Origin of the sequence: Paracoccus gahaiensis, assembly GCF_005048225.1 — a bacterium.
Classification (GTDB): Bacteria; Pseudomonadota; Alphaproteobacteria; order Rhodobacterales; family Rhodobacteraceae; genus Paracoccus; species Paracoccus gahaiensis.
Genome location: NZ_SUNI01000056.1, coordinates 1 through 4834, shown reverse-complemented (window position 1 = coordinate 4834; position 4834 = coordinate 1). Strand labels below are relative to the sequence as shown.

Annotated in this window: 5 protein-coding genes; 1 reads left to right on the top strand and 4 read right to left on the bottom strand. The window is 58.3% G+C overall.

Translation table 11 applies throughout. The features are described from left to right. Positions 1-390: 390 nt before the first annotated feature. Positions 391-1593, top strand: a complete 1203-nt coding sequence (locus FA743_RS19910) for a Hint domain-containing protein (RefSeq protein ID WP_136887793.1) — start codon at positions 391-393, stop codon at positions 1591-1593. A gap of 256 nt (positions 1594-1849) precedes the next feature. On the opposite strand, the gene tnpC is transcribed toward FA743_RS19910, so the two are convergent. The 4 genes from tnpC to FA743_RS19890 form a co-directional block, all read right to left on the bottom strand. Then, a complete protein-coding gene (tnpC, locus tag FA743_RS19905) occupies positions 1850-3409 on the bottom strand; it encodes an IS66 family transposase (RefSeq protein ID WP_136887792.1) in 1560 nt (519 codons plus the stop codon). 69 nt (positions 3410-3478) lie between these two features. Further along, positions 3479-3835 (bottom strand): IS66 family insertion sequence element accessory protein TnpB, encoded by a 357-nt coding sequence (gene tnpB, locus FA743_RS19900; protein WP_211242355.1) that lies wholly within the window; start codon positions 3833-3835, stop codon positions 3479-3481. Then, positions 3832-4275: a transposase gene (locus FA743_RS20845; protein ID WP_211242354.1), complete on the bottom strand. Its 444-nt coding sequence runs from the start codon at positions 4273-4275 to the stop codon at positions 3832-3834. The genes tnpB and FA743_RS20845 overlap by 4 nt, the downstream gene beginning before the upstream one ends. 34 nt (positions 4276-4309) lie before the next feature. Beyond that, complete coding sequence (locus tag FA743_RS19890; RefSeq protein ID WP_136887791.1) at positions 4310-4555, bottom strand: H-NS histone family protein; 246 nt, start codon at positions 4553-4555, stop codon at positions 4310-4312. Positions 4556-4834: the final 279 nt, after the last annotated feature.

Here is a 4834-nt window from a genome sequence, read left to right as displayed (position 1 = left end):
CTCCAGTTTGTCGTGCGGTAACGGGCAGGCTCGGGTTTCGTCATGTAAGGACGCTTAACCCACAACAGCACCCGCGTGAATCCTCACTCGGGCGAGTTCTGCAACAACGCCATGAGCATCCCTTACCTCATCACCCAATACCATGGGCCGGATCTTGGCCGTGTTGGGGACGTCGAGGCGGTTCACGAATGCAATACAACTATGAGTTTTAGCAGTCCATAAAATTCGCTTTCGAAGGTCGTAGCAAGATGGGACGTGTGCTTATTAGAAACCTGTCTAATTAGACTATTGCGACAGGTTCCGGGTATGTGTAAACGGCAAAAATGCGATAAATTTTAGTAGTCCAAATTCTTCAATTCCCAATGGGAATAGTAAAAGGTGGTTTGATAAATGCCCTCCATTGATATTGTTAGAACCGACGGGATCCCCCATGAAACCGTCAACGGTATTCGCGGTGACACCACCTCTCGCGGAGCTGATCTAGAAGGTTCTACTGTCACCGCCACCTATGCTGACGGTTCTACCGAAACGCTGACATGGCGTGCTTTGGACCCCTACACTTTTGGTGGAGCTAGCGGCACAGACATCGAGATGTCCTACGGCTTCGAATGGCATGAATTGACGACTACTAAAATTTTGACGTCGCTTCAAATTGACTTGCAACCTGGCAGCTCTGTCTTTGATACGACCTTGGATAACGAGAATAATGAGAATGACAACTCAACGACCGGCTCATTGGATGGCTATCCATTCGAGTTGGATTCCGAATATGAAGAAGATGCCGGTGAAATAACCGTAACATATTCAGGCATTGTGAATATAGCGGGAGATCCGGCCGTTGGAGATCTTTATACGACGATGAACGTCGATTTCTCCAAGCTCCCTGCGGGCGGCCTTCTGGGTGATCTGAGATGGAAATCTGACATCGACACCATGAGGGAAGCCGGTGACTTGAACCCATTGCCACCTAGTCTGCCTTGTCTCGTCCGTGGAACGTTGATCACCACAGATCTTGGTGACGTGCCTGTGGAGGACTTGAAATCAGGCTGTAGAGTTCTGACCCAGGATAATGGTTTTCAAGAACTTGTCTTGACGATGAGCCGGGTCATAGACACGAATGGACTTAGGAAGAACGAAAAACTCTATCCGATCCGGATTACCGCGGGAGCATTGGGTTCGGGATTTCCCAAAAGAGATCTGGTTGTGTCACGCCAACACCGCATGGCCGTGAACTCCAATATTGTTAAGCGTATGTTCGGTTCTGAGACTGCGCTCGTGGCTGCAATCAGGCTGACGGAGATGCCGGGAATTTACATCGACAACACTGTCGAAAGCGTTGAATATTTCCACCTCGTCTTCAAACAACACGAAGTCGTCTTTGCCGAAGGTGCACCAACCGAGAGCTTCTTGATGAGCTTGGAGACAAAAAACATCTTGAGCAAGGCGCAACGGGAAGAATTTGCATCTCTCTTTCCTGAGGTTGACGAAATTGGTTATCTTGGCACCCCAGCACATACGATCCCCTCGGGTCGGCTGCAGAAGCAACTGATCCAACGGCACCTGAAAAACGAAAAAAATATTCTGTCACTATAGGTGAGAAATTTCAGGTGGCTTGAAAGGTTTTTTTAGCATGCCTATTATGGTATGCAGACAAAGAAGATAAGGGTCGTCCTTCGGATACCTTGTTGACGCATTCATGATGTGAAGTCTGGGCCGGGTTTATCCCCGGCCCAAACCTATTATACAAGAATCAAATTGCGAGGGTGTCAAAATCAGTGTCCTTTTCAAGGACGTTCTTATACCAGACCGGCTGACGGCCACGCCCGGACGTAAGCGCGACGTCGGGGCCCTATGCGGCGAGGCTTGACGGCTGAGGGCGGTGCCACGGCATGAGGTCTTCTATGTGGGATCTGGGGTGCCCGTCGAGGATGGCCCGGAGTGTGTCGGCGAGGTAGTCGACGGGGTTCACACCGGACAGCTTGCCGACGAGCGAGGCGAGCATGGCCCAGTTCTCGGCGCCGACCTCGTTGCCGGCGAAGAGGGCGTTCTTGCGGGTCAGCGCGATCGGACGGATCTGGTTTTCGACCGGGTTGGTGTCGAGCTCGAGGGTGCCGTCGTCGAGGAAGCGGATCAGGCCCGGCCAGTGCGCGAGGGTATAGCGGATATCCTCGGCCAGAAGGGATTTCTGCGGGATGCGCGACAGCTGAGTTCCAAGCCAGGGCTTGAGCGCGGCGATGATCGGGGCGGCCTGGGCGCCCCGGACGGCGAGACGGTCGGCGGGAGCCTGGCCGCGCACGGCCTTCTCGATCTGATACAGCAATGCGATCTGGCGCAGCATCTCCTCGGCGATGGGCGGGCCCTCGCTTTCAAAGCGCTTCACGAAGCGACGGCGGACATGGGTCCAGCAATTGACCAGCTGCCACGGCCCCTCATCGCGCGTGATCTCGGTCAGCGCGTTGTAGGACTGGTAGGCGTCACATTGCAGGAACCGGCCGCGGTATCCGGGGAGGAACTTCAGCGGATGCTCCCGTCCTCGGCCGGGGGCGTAGTGGAACAGCACGATGGGCGGACCGACACCGCCATGGCCGCGATCGTCGGACACGACGGCCCAGAAGTAGCCGCTCTTGGTGGCCTTCCGGCCCGGATCGAGCACCGGCGCGCGGGTCTCGTCCACGAAGATCCGGTCGGCGCCGCGCAAATGAGCCTTCATGTGGTCGATGACAGGCATCAGGTGGAAGCAGGCGCGCCCCGTCCAGTTGCCGAGTGTGCCACGGTCGAGGTGGAGACCTCGCCGCTCGAAGATCCCCGCTTGGCGGTAGAACGGAAGGTGGTCGCCGAACTTCGAGACGATGATCCACGCGATCAGCCGCTCGGTCGGCAGCCCGCCAGGGACAACATGCTCGGGCGCATGTGCCTGCACCACGGCCTGCGAGCAGCGGCGACAGGCGTATCTCGGGCGCCGCGTCACCAGCACCTGGAACTGCGCCGGGATTACGTCGAGCCGCTCGGATATATCTTCCCCGATCCGGGCCATCTCACCGCAGCCGCAGGAGCATTGGATGCTGGCGGGCTCGATCACGCGCTCGACCCTGGGCAGGTGCGCCGGCAGATGCCCGCGGTTGCGCGCGGGCTTGCGAGGTTCTTCCCCGCGCGCTTGGGCAAGCGCGGCCTCTGCCTTCTCCTGCGCGGCCGCGAGGACGCCTTGGGCCAGTTCGGCATCCTCGAGCGGCAGATTGAACTGGTCGGGTGACAGCTTCTCGGAACTCTTGCCGAAGCGCTCGCGCTGCGATGCCCGCAGGATGCCCTCCAGCCGACGATTGGCCTCCTGCACCTCCACGAGCGCCGCCTCGACCTCGGTCAGGCGGGCCTTCAGATGAGCGTTCTCACGGCTGAGGGCATCGGCATCCATGCCTCGAAGTGAATCACGCAAACGCGGTTCTGGCCAGCAAAAACAGGGAATTCCCGTGCGTCCGCCCGCTCACCCTGCGACCAGCGGACGCCGCGCCCGTTCCGGCCGCACCAGCCGCCAATCCAACCCTTCGAACAGAGCCGCCAGCTGCGCCGAGGAGATCCGCATCACTCCGTCCCGCATCTGCGGCCAGACGAACTTGCCTCCCTCAAGGCGCTTGTGAACGAGCACCATTCCGGTCTGATCCCAAACCAGCAGCTTGATGCGGTCCGCCCGTTTCGAGCGGAAGACGAAGACGGCGCCACAGAAAGGGTCGAGCCCGAACATCTCCTGCACCGCCATCGCAAGGCCGTCGATGCCCTTGCGGAAGTCCACCGGGCGCGTCGCCACATAGACCTTTGTCGGCCCTCCCTGACCAAGCATCATGATGTCGCCGTCCGCGCCGCCCGGATGGACCTGGTCAGCAGGATCTCATCGGCGTCGGCCCCGACGCGGATCACGACATCGCCGACAACGATCTCCACGCCGATGGCGACCTCCGTCTCTGCCGGCATCGCCGCTGCGGGACCCTCGACGACCAACTCTGCAAACATCGGCAGGGCCGCCACGCTCTCGGGCACGACAAGCTGCCCCGTCCGCAACTTCTTCCGCCAGTCGTAGACCTGCCAGCGCGTCGTCCCGTGCTGCCGCGCGACATCCGTTACCGAGGCCCCGGCACCAGGCTCTCCGCAGCGATCCGCGCCCGCTCCGCCTTCGTGCGCCGCCGACGCCCGCTCGGCCCCTCGATCACCTCCAGCCGAGAAACCCTGCCGTCCCCTGGGCCGTCCAAATGGACGCCCACTTTGCCGTCTCGTTCCAAGACCCAACCTCCAACGCTCATCCGCATGAAGAATGACCCGTTCAGATCAAAAGCGGCAGGAGGGGATCGGCGTCGCGCTTACGCCCGGACCATGTCTGATCCGAATTTTCAGGATTGCGGTATTTTGCTGCAACAGGGCCACGTTTGGAGCTTTTAAAATCAACGAGTTCCGTGAGCGAAAACCCATATTCACGGGCTTTTGCTTCAAGGTCACGTTTGGCTTCTGCCTTGCGACACTGGTCGAAATCGGTGATGACCTTGTCGAGATCGCGCTTGATGCTCTTCAACTCATCAAGGCCATCGTCTCAAGATTAAAATTTTGCATGTCTGTCCTTTTTGCCTAATCAGAAGTGACGTGTTATTCTAGTCCGGACTGAAAAACATTTAACCATCTAGATTTGTTTGCTTATCCTCCCAAAATGGTAGCGGGGAATTGCAAGGTTTTGTATGCTCATGGCGTTGTTGCAGAACTCGCCCGAGTGAGGATTCACGCGGGTGCTGTTGTGGGTTAAGCGTCCTTACATGACGAAACCCGAGCCTGCCCGTTACCGCACGACAAACTGGAG